A 16395-nucleotide genomic window follows, 5' to 3' on the forward strand; every position below is an offset into this window, starting at 1 on the left:
CGGTTTTATCAGCCTGGCCATTGTGCGCACTGCCGGCTGTGCAGGCATTGACCGAATACAGCAAGAGTGAAAGTCTTTGGTCAATCCAAGAGGCCTTTATGCAACACGACCCGCACAACAGCATCGCCAGTGCACTGACCCATTCCTCGACCCTGCGCCGCCTGCTTTACGAGGCCCTGGCGGCGCTGGGCCTGGACCCGACCGACACCTATCGCCAGGCCTATCAGGGCGTGGTGCTGGCGCCGCCGCTGTTCAATGCCCGCGAGGATCACGACAATGCGCCGCGCTTCTGGCAGGCGCTGGCGGGCATCAGTGGTGATGCCGACATCGGCCTGCACCTGGGGGAAACCATGCAGCCGCGGCCGATGGATGTGGTGGGTTACCTGCTGCTGGCCAGCCGCGACCTGGGTCAGGCGCTGGAGAGTTTTGTGCGCTTTCAGCACATCCTCTCCGGCGGGTTTGCCGCGCGCCTGGAGTTGGAGGGCGAGCAGGCGCGCCTGATCTTCGATCTCAATTACCGTGGCGTGGGGTCGTTGCGCCAGCAGATGGAGTGCCTGGCGCTGCTGTTGCAGAAGATGCTGGCCAGCGTCAGCGACGGCGGCTTTGCGCTCGACGGCGTGGAGTTTCGCCACCCGGCCCCGCGCCGGGTGAGTGAACACCGCCGGCTGTTCGGCCTGCTGCCGCGTTTTGCCCAGGCGCATGATGCGCTGATCTTCCCGCGTGCCTGGCTCAGCCGGCCCTCGCGCAGCGCCAACCCGCGGCTGTTCGCGGTGCTCTGGGCGCAGGCGGAAGTGGAGCTGGCCGAGCTTGAGGAAAACCAGTTGCTCAACCGCGTGCGTTACTGGCTGGAGGTCAACCTAGGCGTGCAGCTGTGCGACCTGCCGCGCTGCGCCACGGCGCTGGGTTACAGCGTCGGCGGCCTGCAGCGGGCGCTGGCCGACCAGCAGCAGAGCTTTCGCCAGCTGCACGATGAGGTGCGTCGCCTGCGCGCGCAGAGCCTGCTCGACAACGGCCTGGCCATCCGTGAAGTGGCCCGCGCCTGTGGCTTTGCCGAGCTGTCGCCGTTTTACCGCGCGTTCAAGCGCTGGCAGGGTGCGACACCACAGGGCTTTCGCCGGCAGTCGGCTGTGGGCATAACGGCGTCAGACTGATCTAGCCTTTCTACACAGGCCTGAGGTAGCGGTTATGTGGCGAATGATGGCGAGTGGAGTGTTGGCGCTGCTGGGGCAGCCCTGCCTGGCAGCGCCGCCGGTGCAGATCTGCCTGGGCGACAGCAACGAGTGGCCGCCCTACACCTATTGGCAGCGTACCGATGGCGAGGTGGATCGCAACCGTCTGACCGGGGCGGCCAGTACCTTGGTGCTGGAGATTCTGCAGCGTTTGCAGTTGCCTTATGAGGTGCACTATATGCCCTGGGCGCGGGTGCAGCAGGAGCTGGCGGACTTTGCTGAAAAGGGCCGCTGCGAACTGACCTGGGATGCCAGCTACAACGCCGAGCGCGCGGCCTACGCGCATTACAGTGCGCGCCTCTACGAAACGCGCCTTGGACTGTTCTATTCCGCTCAGCGCTTTGCCGAAGTGCCGTTGCCTGCCTTGCTGCAGAACCTGCAGCCCTATCGGGTGTGCGGGGTGATTGGCTACAACTACCAGCCGTTTGGCCTGGGTGAGCCGATCAAGCGCTTTCCCAGCATCCAGCAGAACCTGGACATGTTGCAGCGTCAGCGTTGCGATTTTTTCCCCAGCGAAATTGAGCCGCTATATGGCGGTTTAGCGTTGGGTATCTATCAGGGCCATGAGCAGTTGCGCCATGTGCCGCTGGTTGCCACCAAGGCGTTCTTTCTACTGGTCAGCAAGGGTTCGCCGCGCGGTGAAAGTCTGGTCAGGCAATTTGATCGGCAGCTCGAACAGCTGCAGGCCAGTGGTGAGGCGCAGCAGATTTTTCAGCGCTTTACCCCGGATGGCCTGAGATAGTCAGTGGCTCTGCCAGTCGCAGAAGCAGCCTACCGCGAGAGTGTTGCTGGCATTGACCGGGCGTTCTGCAATCAGCGCCTCCAGAATCGGCTCGATAAAGCTGTTGCTGGAGGTGCATACGGCGCCTTCACTGTAGGGGCCGAAGTAGGCCAGCTGACCCTGGCGATCCCATATTGCTACCGCCGGGCTGGCGGGAATCTGCACGCTGCCGGCCAGTTCAGCCAGCGGTTGCAGGGCGCTCAGGGTACTGGGCAGTTGGCCGCTGCTGCCAGGTTTTTGCACGGCATAAAAGCGCACGTCCTGGGGGCTGAAACGTTCGATCAGCTCGGCCAGGTGTTGCTGGTTGCCGACATTGCACGGGCAGGCCGGGTCCCAGAAATGCACCAGGCGGATTGGCCCGGGGCCGGCCAGCTCATCCGGCAGACGCAGCTGTTCGCCGTAGAACAGCGCGGTCTGCTCGCTGAAACTACGCAGGTAGCGCGCTTCATACCACCAGTAGGCGGCCAGCATGGCAGCGCCCCAGAGCAGAATCAGCAGGCTGGCGAGTAGGGTCTTGCGCGTGGGTCGAGTCATCGGCGGTCTTCGGCAAACAGGCGCGCAGCTTGCCATGACTGGCGCGACAGCTGAATATCCGCAACCTGATTGCACAGCCCTGGATGGTCTGTGACTACCCCGTAAGTTTGATGGAAGCCTTATGCCAGAGCCGTTTCAGCCGGAAAACCTGCTTGCCAGTCTGCGACCCTTGGCCGCAGCCGTTGCCCTATCACCGGCCGAACAGGCATACCGGCAGTTCTACGGTTTCAGCAATACGTCGGCTACGCACAGTTGTATGGGCACGCTTCAGGCGGGCGGTTATCAGATTGCGCTACAGGCCTGGCGGCCTGAGCAGCCGCGCGCCACGTTGGTGCTACTGCATGGTTACTACGACCACGTTGGCCTGTACCGCCATGTAATCGAGTGGGCGCTGGGCATGGGCTTTGCCGTGCTGTCTTTCGACCTGCCTGGGCATGGCTTGTCCAGCGGCGCGCGTGCCAGCATCGGCGATTTTGCTGAGTACCAGACGGTGTTGCAGGCGGTGCTGGCTGAAGCCGCGGTGCTAGAGCTGCCGCAACCCTGGCACCTGTGCGGGCAAAGCACTGGCGGGGCGATTCTGATCGACCACCTGCTGACCGGTGCACCAGGTGCGCAAATCGGCGAAACCATTCTCTTGGCGCCGCTGGTGCGGCCGCGTGCCTGGGGCTGGTCGCAGTTCAGTTACCGGATCATGAAGCGCTTTGTCAGCGAGATTCCCCGGCGCTTCAGCGTCAATTCCAGCGATGCCGAGTTTATCGACTTCATCCATCACCAGGACCCGCTGCAGCCGCGCAACCTGCCGACCGCCTGGGTCGGTGCGCTTAGCCAGTGGGTGCCGCATATCGAGGCGGCGCCGCGCAGTGCACGCAGCCCGCTGATCATTCAGGGTGAGGCGGACATGACGGTGGCCTGGCAACACAACCTTGAAGTGCTGCAGGATAAATTTGCCGTGCCGCAGATTCTGCGTCTGCCCGAGGCGCGACACCACCTGGCCAACGAAGCGCCGGCACTGCGCCAGCGCTATTTCGAGTTTTTGACCGAACGTCTGGCGTAGGTTGGTGTTGAGTCGCAACGCGACGAAGCCCAACGACTGCAACGGATCGTCGAGCGGAGTGTCATGCGCTCCAGTCAACACCAACCTACGCGGGTTCGTCTTCAGATACCTTGCGGGGCTGGAGCCAGTGCTGCGCTGCTCTGGCCAACGGCCAGGCCACTGCGGATGGCTGCCAGCGCTGCCTGGTAGTAGTTCTTGCCGCTTTCTGACTGGGCAAAGCTGACAAATTCTTCCAGTTCCGGATCGCTCAGCTCGCGGTAGACGTGCAGCAGAGTGTTGTCCAGATCCGCGCCGATCTGCTCCATCAACCGCTGGCGCTGGCCATTGAGCATGGCCTGGGCGCTGTCGCCACCGAGCAGGCCGGGGAGCATCTGGCTAAGGCTGTCGGCGGCGACACCGGCCAGGGCCAGGCTGACTTCGGCACCGGCTTCCCGCGCCGGCAGCGCCTGGGCCAGGTGGCGAATCAGCAGGCGGCGGGTGGCGCTGGCTTCACTGCGCGGCAGGCCGTTGGCGTAGCGGGCCAGTTGGTCGCTGCGGGTAGCGAGCAGCTCGGCATCGACAATCTTGCGCCCCAGTGGCGACTGGAAAAACTGCAACGCGTTGGTCGGGTTGCCGAGGTTGCTGCGCAGCCCCTGTTGGGCGCGTTGATCCACAGCAGCAGCGGCAAAGCGCTGGTTGCTGTTATTCACCAGCGCCTGATACACCGCTGGCGGCAGGCTGCTGCGGTAGCGTTCCTGAGCGGCCTGCAGGGCGTCGCTGAAGTGCATGCGCTGTTGCGGCCAGCCGGCCGCCTGATACAGCTGCAGGTAATCGTCAGCCAGGGCGGGCAGGCTGAGCAGCAGGGTCAGTACAACGGAAAGGGCGCGCATTCGGGACTCCATTCAGGGGCGGCTATTTTCTGCGGCATGCCGATGCTTGTCGAGGCTCGGCGTGGTTGTGAATCAAACGTCGACAGGCTGGTAGAATCGCCGGCATGACGACCGATACCCACAGCGCACTTCTGACCCGCATCGTTGACGACCTGGCCGAACAGGGTTGGTCGCTGCAGCCGCAGTTTATTGCCCCCTCTCTGACCCTCGAACTGGCCGAAGAGTGCCGTAAACGTGCCGCGCAAGGTGCATTAGCGCCCGCCGGCGTCGGCCGTGGCGCGCAGCAGCAGATCCGCGAAGGGGTGCGCGGCGACCATATTCAGTGGCTGGAGGCCGGGCAGGCCAAGGCCTGTGATCAGTACCTGCAGGTATTTGACGAGCTGCGGGTGGCGCTGAACCAGGGCTTGTACCTGGGGCTGGAGGATTTCGAGGGGCATTTCGCCCTGTATCCACCGGGGGCGTTCTACCAGAAGCACGTGGACCGCTTTCGCGATGACGATCGCCGCGCAGTGTCCGCGGTGTTCTATCTCAATGAGAATTGGCAGGCCGAACAGGGCGGCGCGCTGCGCTTGTATCTGCCGAACGGCGAAACGCGTGATGTGTTGCCGCAAGCGGGCAGTCTGCTGGTGTTTCTATCCGCCGACATGCCCCATGAGGTCTTGCCGGCCAACCGTGATCGGCTGTCATTGACCGGCTGGTTTCGTCGCCGGGGCAATGGGCCGTTGTAGCAGGTCTGTGAGATTTGCTCTTAGTGGCCCCAGACCTTAAAAGTCCCGCGCAGATCGGTGATATCGCGCATCTCGATGCTGCCCAGACGGCTTTCACCCACATACATATCGGCTGCCACTCGCACGCGAATGCGCTGGGCCGGGATACCGCTGGCCACCAACTGTTCGTTGATGGTGGTGAGGTCGGGCAGGGTCAGCTGCAGTTGTTGCTGGCCGCTGCCATTGGTCACCACATCGATCTTCAGCGTTGGCAGGTTGACGCCGAAAATCGGCAGGGTCAGGCCCAGTTGCGCGGCACCGAAGGCGAAACTGCCGCCGGAGCCATTCGGGCAGCTGGCCGGGGTGAGGCAGCCATTGTCGATTTTCACGTTGCGCAACGAGGCGCTACCGCCATCGTCATTCCAGCTGACCCGGTTGATCGTCGCCAGCACGTCGGCGCGGATGCTGATGCCAGCCTGACCGCTGATCTCGCTCAGGCTCTGGTTATCCATCGGCAGCAGGGCCGCCTGGCTCGGCAGGGTGCAGACCGCAAGGCTGGCAGCGAGTGATAGAGCAAGAGTGCGAAGTGGGCGATGCATGGGAACGTCCTCGACTAGAGTGCCGAGAGTCTGTGCCGGGCCTGGCGCGTGCGCCATCGGGCCAGGGTGCTTCCCGTCGAAGGATAGGCCAGTGTTGCGCGCGCATGATGCTGTCCACGTGATGCGCTTGGCAATCTGTCCGGTAGCCCGTCCCTTTGATCGGCGGCCATGCAAGGCAGTAACCTGGCCGTGTTACGGCAAGTGACCAATGAGTGTGAGTGATGCAGAAGATTCTGGTGAGCCGCTGCCTGCTGGGTCAGCGCGTGCGTTATGACGGTGGTGCCCACGGCCCTTTCAACCTGCTGGAGCGTTGGCAACGGGAAGGCCGCATTGTGCCGCTGTGCCCGGAAGTGGCTGGCGGTTTGCCGACGCCGCGTGCACCAGCGGAAATTGCCGGTGGTCAGGGTGCGCGGGTACTTGATGGACTGCTACCGGTGCTGACGGTGGACGGCGAGGATGTCACGGCGGCTTTTGTGGATGGCGCCCAGCAGGCTCTGGCCCTGGTGGCGCAGCATGGTATCCGTATTGCCCTGCTCAAGGCGCGCAGCCCCTCGTGCGGTCACCGGGAGAACTATGACGGCAGCTTCAGTGGCATCAAGGTCGCCGGTGAAGGGGTGACCGCTGCAGCCTTGCGTCGTGCTGGTGTGCAGGTGTTTAGCGAAGAGGAGCTGCCGGCGGCGGAGGCGGCGTTGCGAGAGCTGGAAGGATAGTCAGCCCAGCGTGCAAAAAGTGGCCGGGAGCCATTTTTAACGTCGCGTAGCGACGGCCCGAAGGGTGGTCGCCATGGATGGCAGGCCATATAAAAAAGGGAGGCCGAAGCCTCCCTTTTTCGTTGTCGCAGTACTTAGAACAGTACGCGGCTACGGATCGTGCCTTTAACGTGCTGCAGCTTCTCCAGCGCCAGATCGGAGTAATCGGCGTCGACGTCGATGACGACGTAGCCGACCTTGTCGTTGGTCTGCAGGAACTGGCCGGAGATGTTGATGCCGTTTTCGGCAAACACGTTGTTGATCTCGCTCATCACACCCGGGATGTTGGCGTGGATGTGCAGCAGGCGGTGCTTGCCCGGGTGCGCCGGCAGGGCCACTTCGGGGAAGTTGACCGAAGACACCGAAGTACCGTTGTCGCTGTACTTGACCAGCTTCTCGGCCACTTCCAGGCCGATGTTGGCCTGGGCTTCGGCGGTCGAACCGCCAATATGCGGCGTCAGGATCACGCGATCCAGGCCACGCAGCGGGCTTTCGAATTCTTCGTCGTTGGACTTCGGCTCGACCGGGAACACGTCGATGGCGGCGCCGATCAGGTGCTCGTCCTTGATTGCGGCGGCCAGGTGCTCCAGCTCGACCACGGTGCCGCGTGCAGCGTTGATCAGGATGCCGCCCTTTTTCATTGCGCGGATTTCCTTCTCGCCGATCATCCACTGGGTGGATGGCAGCTCAGGCACGTGCAGCGACACGATGTCGCACATGCCCAGCAGGTCATGCAGCTTGGCGATCTGGGTGGCGTTGCCCAGCGGCAGCTTGGTCACGGTGTCGTAGAAGAACACCTGCATGCCCATGGCTTCGGCGAGTACCGAGAGTTGGGTGCCGATGGAGCCGTAACCGACGATGCCCAGCTTCTTGCCGCGGATTTCGAAGGAGTTGGCCGCCGATTTGATCCAGCCGCCCCGGTGGCAGGAAGCGTTCTTCTCGGGGATGCCGCGCAGCAGCAGGATGGCCTGAGCCAGTACCAGCTCGGCCACTGAGCGGGTGTTCGAATAGGGTGCGTTGAATACGGCGATACCGCGCTCGCGGGCTGCGTCGAGGTCAACCTGGTTGGTGCCGATGCAGAAGCAACCGACGGCGACCAGGCGCTTGGCGCAGTCAAAGACCTCAGCAGTCAGCTGGGTGCGCGAACGGATACCGATAAAGTGCGCGTCGGCGATCTTTTCTTTCAGCTCGTCGTCGGAGAGTGCGCCCTTGAGGTACTCGATGTTGGTGTAACCAGCGGCCTTCAGGGTGTCCACTGCATTCTGGTGGACGCCTTCAAGAAGAAGGAACTTGATCTTGCTCTTGTCGAGAGAGGTCTTGCTCATCGGAGTACCTGTTGTCCCACAAATAGTGTCAGGGAAGAGGCCGAACGCCGCCGGCCGCAGCCCGCAGATCGGCTCGGGGGCACGATTCACGGGGGGCGTATGCTAGCATACGAGCCCCGCGAAACACCTACCCTGGCAGATGAAGCGTGCTCAGGGTGACCATGAATCGTTTGAGAGTTCCGTAGATGACCAACCCTGCGCTGATCGAAGAGCTGAAGACCCTGGTTGAGCCCGGCAAGGTGCTCACCGATGCCGACTCCCTCAATACCTACGGCAAGGACTGGACCAAGCACTTCGCCCCAGCGCCGCTGGCGATTGCCTTCCCCAAGAGCATTGAGCAGGTGCAGGCCATCGTCCGTTGGGCCAATCAGCACAAGGTCGCGCTGGTGCCGTCCGGTGGCCGTACCGGGCTGTCCGCTGGTGCCGTGGCCGCCAATGGTGAAGTGGTCGTGGCGTTCGACTACATGAACCAGATTCTCGACTTCAACGAATTCGACCGCACCGCCGTGTGTCAGCCGGGCGTGGTGACCAAGCAGTTGCAGATGTTCGCCGAGGACAAGGGCCTGTATTACCCAGTGGACTTTGCATCGGCCGGTTCCAGCCAGATCGGCGGCAATATCGGCACTAATGCCGGTGGGATCAAAGTTATTCGCTACGGCATGACCCGCAACTGGGTCGCCGGCCTCAAGGTTGTCACGGGTACCGGCGAGCTGCTGGAACTGAACAAGGACCTGATCAAGAACGCCACCGGCTACGACATGCGCCAGTTGTTTATCGGCGCCGAAGGCACCCTGGGTTTTGTCGTCGAGGCCACCATGCGCCTGGACCGCGCGCCGAAGAACCTCACCGCGATGGTGCTCGGCACCCCGGACTTCGACTCGATCATGCCGGTGCTGCATGCCTTCCAGAACAAGCTGGACTTGACCGCCTTCGAGTTCTTCTCCGACAAGGCCCTGGCCAAGATCATGGCCCGTGGCGATGTGCCGCCGGCCTTTGAAACCGATTGCCCGTTCTACGCCCTGCTGGAATTCGAAGCCACCACCGAGGAAGTCGCCGAAGCGGCCCTGGCCACCTTCGAGCATTGCGTCGAGCAGGGCTGGGTGCTGGACGGCGTGATGAGCCAGAGCGAGCAGCAGCTGCAGAACCTGTGGAAGCTGCGCGAGTACATCTCCGAGACCATCAGTCACTGGACGCCGTACAAGAACGACATTTCGGTCACCGTCTCCAAGGTGCCGGCCTTCCTGCACGACATTGACCGTATTGTCGGCGAACACTACCCGGACTTCGAAATCGTCTGGTTCGGCCATATCGGTGACGGCAACCTGCACCTGAATATCTTGAAGCCGGAAAACCTGTCCAAGGACGAGTTCTTCGCCAAGTGCGCCACGGTCAACAAGTGGGTGTTCGAGACCGTGCAGAAGTACAACGGCTCGATCAGCGCCGAGCACGGCGTGGGCATGACCAAGCGCGATTACCTGACCTACAGCCGCTCGGAAGCCGAGATTGGTTATATGAAGGCGATCAAGGCAGTGTTTGACCCGAACGGCATCATGAACCCAGGCAAGATCTTCCCGCTCTGATGGCGTGGCGGCTGTTGCCTGCACCTTTGGTCGCAACGACAGCCCGTGAAGGTTCGTCCACCATGGGCGATCAACGATTCAGATCGTAGGGCGGGGTTACCGCTCTACGCTGCCTGCTCGCACAACGAGCGGCGTTATGCATTCCCATCAGGAGTTGCTTATGAGCTACCAGCATCAGTATGTCGATGGCACCCATATCCACTTTCCCATGGGCAAGGTGGTGTGCATCGGCCGCAACTACGCCGAGCATGCCAAGGAACTGAACAACCCGGTGCCGACTGAACCGCTGCTGTTTATCAAGGCCGGCAGCTGTGTGGTGCCGCTGGATGACGGTTTTACCCTGGTTGAAGGTAAGGGGGATGTGCATTACGAGGCGGAAATCGCCGTGCTGATCGGCAAGCCGCTGTCGCGCACGCCGAACGCTGAAGAAGTACGTGATGCCATTTCCGGCTTCGCCCCGGCGCTGGACCTGACTCTGCGCGACCTGCAGGCCACGCTCAAGGCCAAGGGTTACCCCTGGGAAACCGCCAAATCCTTCGACGGTGCCTGCGTGCTGGCGCCGTTCGTGCCCGGTGATGCCGTCGAAGACCTCACCGATATCGGCATCCGCCTGGCGATCAACGGCGAAGTGCGCCAGGACGGCAACAGCCGCGACATGCTTAACCCGATCCTGCCGATGATCCAGCATATCTGCGGGCACTTCAGCCTGCAGCCGGGCGATGTGATCCTCACCGGCACGCCAGTGGGCGTCGGCCCGCTGCACAAGGGCGATGAGCTGGTGCTGGAGTTGATCGGTCACAGCTGCTTCGCCAGTCGCGCGCTCTAACCGGCCGTTGAAACACTACCTGTGAACCACGATTTGAGCCGTCAGGCATGGCTAATGGGCACCTGGAGTTGCCTGCTGGCCCGGCGGCTTAACAGAAACTTAAGGGTTGCTCTCTAGTCTGAAAGCCATCGTTCTGCTGAGTTGTGTGCGATGTCGATCTGGATTGCCCGGCTGGTGCGCCTGCGCTGGTTGATTGTGCTGCTGTGCCTGTCGTTGATCGTTGTTCTGGTGGCGAGCTATCGCCACTGGGATGACCGTGTGTCCTTCTGGTTCCAACAGCAACAGGTGGGGTCTGCCGAGCAGCAAGCAAGCATCTGGTTGCCGGGCTATAAGGCCGTGCTGCAGGGCAAACCGCTACAGGGGCTGGAAGGTGACGAGGTGTCCGGGCTGACCTACAGCCCCGAGAGCGACACGCTGTTCACCGTAACCGGTAAACACCCGCAGCTGATCGAGCTGACCCTGGATGGCCAGGTGATGCGGCGCATCGATCTGCATGGCTTTTCTAACCCGGAAGGGGTGGAAATGCTCGCTGATGGTCGCCTGGCGATTATCGATGAGCGCAAGCGCACCCTGACCACCTTCAAACTGGGCACGCTGACCCGCAGCCTGGAGTTTGCTGATCTGGCTTCCTTCGATCTTGGCTTTATCGATGCCGGCAACAAAGGTTTCGAAGGCATTGCCTGGGACTCGCGCAATAAGCGTGTGCTGCTGGGCAAGGAGCGCGGCCCGCTGGGGCTGTTCAGCCTGCCGTTTCCCGGAGAGGATGGCGCGGCCGGAACCCTTGAGCCGCTGAGTTCCGGGCATCTGTTTCTGCGTGATATTTCCTCGCTGAGTTACGACGCCCGCACCGGCCATGCTTTGGTGCTCTCCGATGAGTCGCGGCTGCTGCTGGAGGTTGACGAGCAGGGCGAGCCGGTCAGCTTTATCAGTCTGGCGCGTGGCATGAATGGCCTGCATCAGGGCATCGCTCAGGCTGAGGGGGTGACCATGGATTCGGCCGGCAATATCTACATCGTCAGTGAGCCCAACCTGTTCTATGTGTTGCACAAGGAAACGGTGGCGGCGGATTAAGCTTGGCTTAAGCGCCGATTAAGCCTGGCTTCAGCTACGCCCTCTACTCTGGAGCCATCACCAACTGATTAGAGGGTTACCCCATGAAACGTCTGACTATTGCTCTGTTGCTGGCGCCACTGTTTTCCACTGCTGCCATGGCCACCGGTTACACCGGCCCAGGTGCCACGGCTCAGGTCACCACTGTGGCTGCCGCGCTGGATGCCGCCGATGACACTCAAGTGGTACTGCAAGGGCAGATCGTCAAGCGCCTGCAGGATGAGTTGTATGAGTTCAAGGACGCCAGCGGCACCATCAATGTCGAGATCGACGATGAGCATTGGCCCGCTCAGGCCATCTCCGAGAAGGCCGTGGTCAAGATCAGTGGCGAAGTCGACCGTGACCTGACCAGCCGCGAAATCGATGTCGAGTACCTCGAACTGGTCAATTAAGTCGCCTCATCATGCGCCCGCGTCAGCCCGAGGCTCTGCTTCGGGCTGACGCCGTTGTGCCAACCGTAACTATTGAGAGTGAAGCGCCATGCGAGATCATTTCACCCTGAAGCGCCTGTTGCTGAGCCTTGTTGTGCTGGCGTTGCTGCTGCTTGGTCTGTTTGCTCAGGAGTACCGCCTGTTTGAACGGGCCTGGTTCAATGTGCAGCAATGGCAGCTGGCGGGTAACGGGCAGCAGGGCTCAATGCTGTTGTCGGATTATCAGGCGGACCTTGAGGCCAAAGTAATCGAAGGCCTGAATGATGACGTCTCGGCGCTGACTTACGACCCGGATCGTAACAGCCTGTTTACTGTGACCAACCACAAGCCGCAGTTGATCGAGCTGTCGCTGGATGGCGAACTGCTGCGCCGGATTGACTTGCATGGTTTTGGCGACGCCGAAGCGGTCGAGTACATCAGCCCTGGCTTGTACGTGATCACCGACGAGCGTTTGCAGCGCTTGATCAAGGTGCGGGTGGATGATGCCACCACGGAACTGCATGCCGATCAGGCGCAGCAGTTTTCGCTAGGCATCGGCCTGAATGGCAACAAGGGCTTCGAGGGTCTGGCCTATGACTCGGCCGGGCAGCGCCTGTTTGTCGCCAAGGAACGCGACCCGATGCGTATCTACGAGATTCACGGCTTCCCTCAGAGTGATCCGCAGCGCCCTTTCGCGGTGCACGTGGTGGATGATCAGAAGCGCGATGCCGGGTTGTTTGTGCGCGATCTCTCCAGCCTGCAGTTTGATGAGCGCAGCGGTCATCTGCTGGCGTTGTCCGATGAGTCGCGCCTGGTGCTGGAGCTGAATGTCGAGGGTAAGCCGATCAGCAGCCTGTCACTGCTCGGTGGGCGCAATGGCCTGACTCGCAGCGTGCCCCAGGGCGAGGGCATCGCCATGGATAACCAGGGCGTGCTTTATCTGGTCAGCGAGCCCAACCTGTTCTATCGCTTCAAGAAGCCAGGCGCTTAGGTTGTGGCGTGAAGGCTGCGACCGTCGGTTGCAGCAGGCGCGCGGTTTTCCACTCAAAACCCAAGGTCAGGCCGATAGCGGCGCAGGCCAGGCCGCCGGCCAGCCCCCACCATACGCCTTCTGCGCCCCAGCCCAGCGGAAAGGCCAGCGTCCAGGCCAGCGGCGCGCCAACGGCCCAGTAGCAGCCGAGGCCGACCCAGAAGGTGGTCTTGGCGTCCTTGAGGCCGCGAATTGCGCCCATGGCGATGGTCTGGATGCCATCGAAGAACTCGAACCAGGCGGCAATCGCCAGCAGCGCCACGGCCATGCCCACGACCTCGGCATAGGCGCTGTCACTGTGATTGAGGAACAGCCCGACCACCCAGTGCGGCGCCAGCCAGAACAGGCAGGCGAAACCAAGCATGCACAGCGCGCCCAATCCCAGGCCCAGGCGACCGGCTTGACGTGCCTGCAGCAGGCGGCCGGCGCCGAAGTGCTGACCGATACGGAAGGTCACCGCGTAGGAAATCCCCACCGGCACCATAAAGGCCACGTACACCGACATGATCGCGATCTGGTGCGCGGCCAGCTGGGTGCTGCCCAGTGCGCCCATGCACAGCGCGGCAAAGGCAAACAACCCGGATTCCACCGCATAGGTGCCGCCAATCGGCAGGCCCAGGCGCAGCAGCTCTCTCAGCTCGGCCCAGACTGGCCGCAACAGGCCGCGCCACAGTGGATAAGGGCTGTAGGCGCTGTGGTGCAGCACATGCCAGGCCAGCAGCAGTGCCATGACATTCATCACCAGGGCGGTGACCAGGCCGATGCCGGCCAGACCCAGTGGCGGCAGGCCGAACCAGCCCTTGATCAGCGCATAGTTGAGGATGAAGTTGGCTAGCGCGCCGCCAATGCTGATGGCCATCACCGGGCCAGGGCGGCCGATGGCGCTGGTAAAGCCGCGCAGGGCCATAAAGCTCATATAGCCGGGCAGGGCAAACACCAGGGTTGAAAGAAACTGCATGCCGCCTCTGACATTCTCCTGCTGCTGGCCGAAATACAGCAGCGCCGGGCCGAGGTTCCACAGCGCCAGGCCGGCCAGCAGCGCCAGACCCCAGCCGAGCCACAGGCCGTTCTGCGTCAGCCGGGTCACTCCGGCGGCGTCTTGCGCGCCGTGACGGATCGCCACCAGATTGCCGACCGAGGCAATCACCCCAACGCAGAAGATCGACACAAAGGAATAGCTGGCCGCGCCCAGACCGCCGGCCGCCAGAGTCGCAGGGCCAAGCAGGCCCATCATCACGGTGTCGGTAAACACCATCAGCACATGTGCCAGTTGCGCAGCAATCAACGGCCCGGCGAGTTTCAGGATGGCGCGCAGTTCGTCACGAAGCGGATGCAGCATGATGAGTTCTACTCAGTCAGAAGGCTTGCCCGGGTGATTCGCGCAGGCAGAGAATGCGCCTATTCTCATGAGCCAGCCGTGGCAGCACAAAAGGATAATAGCGATGATAGGCATGACTATTACTCATGGATTGCCAGCATGAGCCAGCGCTTGCCGCCGCTCTATGCCCTGCGCGCCTTTGAAGCTGCGGCGCGGCACAGCTCCTTTACCCGCGCCGCCGAAGAGTTGGCGATCACCCAGAGTGCGGTCAGCCGGCATGTGCGCACGCTGGAAGAGCACTTCGCCTGCCGCCTGTTCGAACGCCGCGGCCGCAGCCTGCAACTCAGCGAAACCGCGCGCATGCTGCTGCCGGGGCTGCGCGATGGTTTTGAGGCGTTGGAGCGCGCCTGCAACACCCTGCGTGTCGACGACACGGTATTGCGTCTGAAGGCCCCGTCGACTCTGACCATGCGTTGGCTGCTGGCGCGCCTGTCGCGCTATCGCCTGAGCAGCGCCAGTGAGGTGCAACTGACCAGCGCCTGGATGGACGTGGACAAGGTGGACTTTCTGCATGAGCCGTTCGACTGCGCCGTGCTGCTTAGTCAGGGCGACTTCCCGGAGGAATGGGAGAGCACCGAGCTGTTTGCCGAATGGTTGATTCCGGTCTGTGCGCCTGAATCCTTGAGCGAACAGCCCTGGGATCTGCCACGCCTGCAGGCCGCCGAACTGCTGCACCCGACGCCAGACCGCCGTGACTGGCGGCAATGGCTGCAAGCGATGGGCCTGGCCGATCAGGTGCCGCTCAAGGGCGGTCAGGTATTCGACACCTTGGAACTGGGCATGGTGGCGGCGGCGCGTGGCTATGGCGTGTCGATCGGTGATCTGGTGATGGTCGCCGAGGATGTCGCCCAGGGTCGGCTCGGTCTGCCATGGCCCAGCGCGGTGCCCAGCGGTTGCAGCTACTACCTGGTATGGCCAAAGGCGCGCCGAGGCCAGGAGCGCTTTCGCCGCTTGCGCGATTATTTGGTGGCGGATGTGGCGGCGATGCAGTTGCCTGCGGTTGAGCGGGTGGGCAATCGGGTGCGTTGGCACGACAGCGCATAAAGCGTAAAAAATATTGGACTATCGTTTGCCGGCTCTCTCAGGTTAATGCTTTTAAAACAGTGGCTTGCTTCGCTTGTTGGGCGGATTTACCTGCTGCTTATGGTCTGATTTCTTAACAATCTGAACGTATTTGTTTGACATATTTTACGGCTTTGGCAGACTGGCTTCAGTGTTGTGACTGCCAGATGCGCGTTTCTCGCGCATCTGATGCCGCTGCGGCGGGCATTTAGACAGGCGCAATCAGCCGTAAAACAGAAGGTGCGCGACAGCCGTCAGCTCTTCTGCACAACAACGGCAGCCAATCCCGGCTGCCCCAAGGTGATGTATGTCCAACAACAATACGAAACAGCGCCCAGGCGCGCGTAAACCGGTTGTCCTGATGTCCATGGGCGCGCAAGAGCGCAAAGGGCATGCCTATCAAGTCATGACTCACAAATACATAACCCCGCTGGTCGAGCTGTCGGGCTGTGTGCCGCTGCTGGCGCCCAGCTGCTGCGGCGCCGATGACATCGAACAGTACCTGTCGATGGTCGATGGCGTGTACCTGACCGGCGCGGGCAGCAATATCGATCCGGCCCTCTACGGCCAGGAAAACCTGACTCCGACTAAGGGCCAGGATAAGGATCGCGATCTGTTCGATATTCCACTGATTCGCGGCGCATTGGCCCGTGGTCTGCCGCTGTTTGCGATCTGCCGTGGCATGCAGGAAATCAACGTGGCCCTGGGCGGCGATATTCACCAGAAGGCTTACGAGGTCGACGGCATTGATGACCACCGCGAGGATTCAGACGATCCGGTCGATGTGCAGTACGCCGACAGTCATACCGTACAGGCGTTGCCCGGCAGTTGGTTTGCCGAGTTGATGGGTGATGCGCCGTTTGCGGTCAATTCGCTGCACGGCCAGGCGTTGGATCAACTGGGTGAGGGCGTCGAGGCGCTGGCCCATGCCGAGGATGGTCTGGTTGAGGCGATTCACCTGCCGGGCGCCGAGCAGTTTACCCTGGCGGTGCAATGGCACCCGGAGTGGCAGGCGGCGCAGAACCCGCATTCGGTGAAAATCTTCAAGGCATTTGGTGACGCCTGTCGTGAGCAGGCCGCTCGCCGCGAGCAGTAAGGGTTCTAGCTCCCTATAAAAGAAGCCCCGCATACGGGGCTTTTTTATGGCTGCGA

Annotated in this window: 17 protein-coding genes; 12 read left to right on the top strand and 5 right to left on the bottom strand. The window is 62.0% G+C overall.

Going from position 1 to position 16395, the window contains the following annotated elements:
* Positions 1-98 precede the first annotated feature (98 nt).
* Positions 99-1151, top strand: a complete 1053-nt coding sequence (locus tag ACIN8IBEIGE_RS07640; RefSeq protein ID WP_160014126.1) for an AraC family transcriptional regulator — start codon at positions 99-101, stop codon at positions 1149-1151.
* Positions 1152-1185: 34 nt separating this feature from the next.
* Positions 1186-1971 (top strand): ABC transporter substrate-binding protein, encoded by a 786-nt coding sequence (locus ACIN8IBEIGE_RS07645; protein ID WP_178124341.1) that lies wholly within the window; start codon positions 1186-1188, stop codon positions 1969-1971.
* Here the strand turns inward: ACIN8IBEIGE_RS07645 and ACIN8IBEIGE_RS07650 are convergent, their stop codons facing one another.
* Entirely contained in the window at positions 1972-2580 is a 609-nt protein-coding gene (locus ACIN8IBEIGE_RS07650; protein ID WP_160014127.1) for a DUF6436 domain-containing protein, read from the bottom strand.
* An 85-nt stretch (positions 2581-2665) separates the two neighbouring features.
* Here ACIN8IBEIGE_RS07650 and ACIN8IBEIGE_RS07655 point away from each other — a divergent pair, with 85 nt between their 5' ends.
* Positions 2666-3598, top strand: a complete 933-nt coding sequence (locus ACIN8IBEIGE_RS07655) for an alpha/beta hydrolase (protein WP_160014128.1) — start codon at positions 2666-2668, stop codon at positions 3596-3598.
* Between the two features lie 101 nt (positions 3599-3699).
* Here the strand turns inward: ACIN8IBEIGE_RS07655 and ACIN8IBEIGE_RS07660 are convergent, their stop codons facing one another.
* Entirely contained in the window at positions 3700-4467 is a 768-nt protein-coding gene (locus ACIN8IBEIGE_RS07660; RefSeq protein ID WP_160014129.1) for a hypothetical protein, read from the bottom strand.
* 104 nt (positions 4468-4571) lie between these two features.
* Between ACIN8IBEIGE_RS07660 and ACIN8IBEIGE_RS07665 the strand changes: the two genes are divergently transcribed.
* Positions 4572-5195 (top strand): 2OG-Fe(II) oxygenase, encoded by a 624-nt coding sequence (locus ACIN8IBEIGE_RS07665; RefSeq protein WP_160014130.1) that lies wholly within the window; start codon positions 4572-4574, stop codon positions 5193-5195.
* Between the two features lie 20 nt (positions 5196-5215).
* Here ACIN8IBEIGE_RS07665 and ACIN8IBEIGE_RS07670 read toward each other — a convergent pair whose 3' ends face one another.
* On the bottom strand, positions 5216-5773 hold the full coding sequence (locus ACIN8IBEIGE_RS07670) for a DUF6160 family protein (RefSeq protein WP_160014131.1): 558 nt from the start codon (positions 5771-5773) through the stop codon (positions 5216-5218).
* Positions 5774-5994: 221 nt separating this feature from the next.
* On the opposite strand from ACIN8IBEIGE_RS07670, the gene ACIN8IBEIGE_RS07675 reads away from it, so the two are divergent.
* The gene (locus tag ACIN8IBEIGE_RS07675) at positions 5995-6483 is read left to right on the top strand and encodes a DUF523 domain-containing protein (protein ID WP_160014132.1); all 489 of its coding nucleotides are present in this window, start codon (positions 5995-5997) and stop codon (positions 6481-6483) included.
* Positions 6484-6617: 134 nt separating this feature from the next.
* Here the strand turns inward: ACIN8IBEIGE_RS07675 and serA are convergent, their stop codons facing one another.
* Positions 6618-7847 (bottom strand): phosphoglycerate dehydrogenase, encoded by a 1230-nt coding sequence (gene serA, locus ACIN8IBEIGE_RS07680; protein WP_108486783.1) that lies wholly within the window; start codon positions 7845-7847, stop codon positions 6618-6620.
* A gap of 185 nt (positions 7848-8032) precedes the next feature.
* Between serA and ACIN8IBEIGE_RS07685 the strand changes: the two genes are divergently transcribed.
* From ACIN8IBEIGE_RS07685 to ACIN8IBEIGE_RS07705, 5 genes are all read left to right on the top strand, one after another.
* Positions 8033-9427, top strand: a complete 1395-nt coding sequence (locus ACIN8IBEIGE_RS07685) for an FAD-binding oxidoreductase (protein WP_160014133.1) — start codon at positions 8033-8035, stop codon at positions 9425-9427.
* A gap of 160 nt (positions 9428-9587) precedes the next feature.
* Positions 9588-10253, top strand: coding sequence for a fumarylacetoacetate hydrolase family protein (locus tag ACIN8IBEIGE_RS07690; RefSeq protein ID WP_160014134.1), 666 nt, complete (start codon positions 9588-9590; stop codon positions 10251-10253).
* Positions 10254-10403: 150 nt separating this feature from the next.
* A complete protein-coding gene (locus ACIN8IBEIGE_RS07695) occupies positions 10404-11324 on the top strand; it encodes an SdiA-regulated domain-containing protein (RefSeq protein ID WP_160014135.1) in 921 nt (306 codons plus the stop codon).
* A gap of 83 nt (positions 11325-11407) precedes the next feature.
* The gene (locus tag ACIN8IBEIGE_RS07700) at positions 11408-11755 is read left to right on the top strand and encodes a NirD/YgiW/YdeI family stress tolerance protein (protein ID WP_090378143.1); all 348 of its coding nucleotides are present in this window, start codon (positions 11408-11410) and stop codon (positions 11753-11755) included.
* Between the two features lie 88 nt (positions 11756-11843).
* Positions 11844-12764: an SdiA-regulated domain-containing protein gene (locus tag ACIN8IBEIGE_RS07705; RefSeq protein WP_160014136.1), complete on the top strand. Its 921-nt coding sequence runs from the start codon at positions 11844-11846 to the stop codon at positions 12762-12764.
* Here the strand turns inward: ACIN8IBEIGE_RS07705 and ACIN8IBEIGE_RS07710 are convergent.
* Positions 12745-14142, bottom strand: coding sequence for a NorM family multidrug efflux MATE transporter (locus ACIN8IBEIGE_RS07710; protein ID WP_160014137.1), 1398 nt, complete (start codon positions 14140-14142; stop codon positions 12745-12747). The two genes, ACIN8IBEIGE_RS07705 and ACIN8IBEIGE_RS07710, sit on opposite strands and share 20 nt — an antisense overlap.
* Before the next feature lie 138 nt (positions 14143-14280).
* On the opposite strand from ACIN8IBEIGE_RS07710, the gene ACIN8IBEIGE_RS07715 reads away from it, so the two are divergent.
* Both ACIN8IBEIGE_RS07715 and ACIN8IBEIGE_RS07720 read left to right on the top strand, forming a co-directional pair.
* Positions 14281-15225 carry a LysR substrate-binding domain-containing protein gene (locus ACIN8IBEIGE_RS07715; RefSeq protein WP_160014138.1) on the top strand — a complete coding sequence of 315 codons (945 nt, stop codon included), beginning with the start codon at positions 14281-14283 and terminating at the stop codon, positions 15223-15225.
* Positions 15226-15550: 325 nt separating this feature from the next.
* Positions 15551-16339: a gamma-glutamyl-gamma-aminobutyrate hydrolase family protein gene (locus ACIN8IBEIGE_RS07720; protein WP_090378132.1), complete on the top strand. Its 789-nt coding sequence runs from the start codon at positions 15551-15553 to the stop codon at positions 16337-16339.
* Positions 16340-16395: the final 56 nt, after the last annotated feature.

Origin of the sequence: Pseudomonas sp. 8BK, assembly GCF_902506475.1 — a bacterium.
GTDB classification, from domain to species: Bacteria; Pseudomonadota; Gammaproteobacteria; order Pseudomonadales; family Pseudomonadaceae; genus Aquipseudomonas; species Aquipseudomonas anguilliseptica.

Bases quoted from the DNA above. Each gene is read 5' to 3' on its own strand.
- ACIN8IBEIGE_RS07640 (WP_160014126.1), top strand. From the start codon at position 99: ATGCAACACGACCCGCACAACAGCATCGCCAGTGCACTGACCCATTCC.
- ACIN8IBEIGE_RS07645 (WP_178124341.1), top strand. From the start codon at position 1,186: ATGTGGCGAATGATGGCGAGTGGAGTGTTGGCGCTGCTGGGGCAGCCC.
- ACIN8IBEIGE_RS07650 (WP_160014127.1), bottom strand. From the start codon at position 2,580: ATGGCAAGCTGCGCGCCTGTTTGCCGAAGACCGCCGATGACTCGACCC.
- ACIN8IBEIGE_RS07655 (WP_160014128.1), top strand. From the start codon at position 2,666: ATGCCAGAGCCGTTTCAGCCGGAAAACCTGCTTGCCAGTCTGCGACCC.
- ACIN8IBEIGE_RS07660 (WP_160014129.1), bottom strand. From the start codon at position 4,467: ATGCGCGCCCTTTCCGTTGTACTGACCCTGCTGCTCAGCCTGCCCGCC.
- ACIN8IBEIGE_RS07665 (WP_160014130.1), top strand. From the start codon at position 4,572: ATGACGACCGATACCCACAGCGCACTTCTGACCCGCATCGTTGACGAC.
- ACIN8IBEIGE_RS07670 (WP_160014131.1), bottom strand. From the start codon at position 5,773: ATGCATCGCCCACTTCGCACTCTTGCTCTATCACTCGCTGCCAGCCTT.
- ACIN8IBEIGE_RS07675 (WP_160014132.1), top strand. From the start codon at position 5,995: ATGCAGAAGATTCTGGTGAGCCGCTGCCTGCTGGGTCAGCGCGTGCGT.
- serA (WP_108486783.1), bottom strand. From the start codon at position 7,847: ATGAGCAAGACCTCTCTCGACAAGAGCAAGATCAAGTTCCTTCTTCTT.
- ACIN8IBEIGE_RS07685 (WP_160014133.1), top strand. From the start codon at position 8,033: ATGACCAACCCTGCGCTGATCGAAGAGCTGAAGACCCTGGTTGAGCCC.
- ACIN8IBEIGE_RS07690 (WP_160014134.1), top strand. From the start codon at position 9,588: ATGAGCTACCAGCATCAGTATGTCGATGGCACCCATATCCACTTTCCC.
- ACIN8IBEIGE_RS07695 (WP_160014135.1), top strand. From the start codon at position 10,404: ATGTCGATCTGGATTGCCCGGCTGGTGCGCCTGCGCTGGTTGATTGTG.
- ACIN8IBEIGE_RS07700 (WP_090378143.1), top strand. From the start codon at position 11,408: ATGAAACGTCTGACTATTGCTCTGTTGCTGGCGCCACTGTTTTCCACT.
- ACIN8IBEIGE_RS07705 (WP_160014136.1), top strand. From the start codon at position 11,844: ATGCGAGATCATTTCACCCTGAAGCGCCTGTTGCTGAGCCTTGTTGTG.
- ACIN8IBEIGE_RS07710 (WP_160014137.1), bottom strand. From the start codon at position 14,142: ATGCTGCATCCGCTTCGTGACGAACTGCGCGCCATCCTGAAACTCGCC.
- ACIN8IBEIGE_RS07715 (WP_160014138.1), top strand. From the start codon at position 14,281: ATGAGCCAGCGCTTGCCGCCGCTCTATGCCCTGCGCGCCTTTGAAGCT.
- ACIN8IBEIGE_RS07720 (WP_090378132.1), top strand. From the start codon at position 15,551: ATGTCCAACAACAATACGAAACAGCGCCCAGGCGCGCGTAAACCGGTT.